This is a genomic window from Mesorhizobium sp. M0016 (assembly GCF_040324035.1).
GTDB lineage: Bacteria > Pseudomonadota > Alphaproteobacteria > Rhizobiales > Rhizobiaceae > Mesorhizobium.
Map to the genome: position 1 here is coordinate 1 of NZ_JAMYVM010000059.1, position 1,763 is coordinate 1,763.

The window sequence follows — 1,763 nt, forward strand, 5'->3', positions numbered from 1 at the left end:
CGCGCTGCTTGCAGCAGACCATTGCGTGCCATGTTGTGGGCAACGGTATCGCTTATCGGCCCTTGCGAGAGAGTGTTGGCAAGAAGTGTCAGAGATGTGAGACCGACCGCCCCGATAAGTGCCGTCATGCCGATCCAGAAATGAAGGAGGAAGCAAATGCCAAGATAAAACAGCATCCATGGCAGATCGAAGAACGCTGTCGGACCGTTTCCACCTAAGAAGCCTCGAACATTGTCGAGATCGCGAAGCGGCTGCAAGCCGTCGCCCGGCATGCGCGTTGAAAGCGGAAGGCGAACGATCGCATCGTGAACGCGTCCGGAAAACTGTCCATCGAAACGCTCGCCAATCCGCAGCAGCACGCGGGCGCGCAAAATGTCGAGCAGGCATTGGAACGCATAAAGCCCCGCAGCAAGCACGACGAGCCCCACTAGCGTGGATACGCTGCCACTTGCCAGAACGCGGTCATAGACCTGAAGCATGAACAGCGGCGAGATGAGCGCAAGCACGTTGACCACGCCGCTGATCAACACAATGCCCCAAATCGCGGAAGTCAGAGGGAAGGGTCTCAAAGCTGAATCCTTTAAGGAATGGTTGTCACGTAAGTCTCCGGAGGCTGGCGACCCAGCTCCCTATATTGCTCCCCGACCGGCAACCGACTGCATCCGCTCGCTGGTTCAGGATCAGTGCTCCCGCCGAATATGTTTGGTCCCGGCATTTGATGGAGCGGGTCAACAACACCGTCCGGCTGAAAGTTTGGAAGGGATTCATCGTGGTCGGCCGCAAGGGCCCGAACAGGCTTCCGCCTCCACACCTTCAGGAGATTTCGGTGCACGACCAGCGCGACGCGCAGGGCTTCGTCACTGTACACGCTGACTGCTCCCGGGCGCCCCGGCCCATGGCAAGTAGCGGAAACGGGAAAGCGCCCGCCCAGGGGGGCGGGGCGCGGTTCCGTATGGGTTTTCTGGATCAAACGAAGGTGAAGTCGGACGCGGTCAGGCCTAGGTCGGCCACGGTGACCACACCGCCCAGGTGGGCGAACTCGTGCGCGCTGCCGTCGGCGGTGACATAGGCCAGAGTTGCGAGTCTGTCGGTGTAGCTGCTTTGGTAGACGATGATGTCGCCGGCGTGCTCGCCGGAGATCGCACTCGCCGCCTCATTAGCAGAGTTGAAAGATTCGCCAGTGATCACCACGACGTGTTCGCCGTTCGCACCCGACGCCGCACCGCTGTAGAAGCTGCTCACCGGGTAGCCGGACTGTATGCTGGCGTTGTTGACGAAGTTCGCGCCAAAACCATCGTTGTAGAGGCCCACCGCATCGAAGGCGAACTTGTCCTCCGCCGGGTTGAAATCGGTGATAGTGGTAATGTCCGACGTCGACCCGACAACCCCAGGCACCGGATTGTGGAACTGGAACACGAACGTGTCACTGTCGGTGCCCCCGGTCAACGTGTCCTGGCCGTCACCCACGTAGAGGACATCCTGGCCGGGACCGCCGCTGAGCCTGTCATTGTCCTCGCCGGAGACGCGCGCGTTGAACCGGCCGTTGTCGCCGGAGAGATCGTCCCAGCCATCTCCGCCGAAGATGCGGTCGTTACCCTGGCCGCCAATGGCTCGGTCGCTGCCCTGGCCAGACGAGATCTCGTCGTTGCCGCCACGACCGTCAATCCAGTCATTGCCCGCGAAACCCTCCATCCAATCTCCAAGCTCGGTGCCGAGGAGTGTTTCGGAACCCGGGCCACCTTCGATAATCTTTGCCATTGAAA

Annotated in this window: 1 protein-coding gene and 1 pseudogene; both read right to left on the minus strand. The window is 60.7% G+C overall.

Annotated elements, in window-relative coordinates; all coding sequences use genetic code 11:
• A pseudogene (locus NKJ88_RS32850) lies at positions 1 to 479 on the minus strand (type I secretion system permease/ATPase); the annotation flags it as partial.
• Between the two features lie 487 nt (positions 480 to 966).
• Positions 967 to 1,763 (minus strand): calcium-binding protein (locus tag NKJ88_RS32855; protein WP_352446968.1); only part of this gene is annotated, 797 nt, incomplete at its 5' end.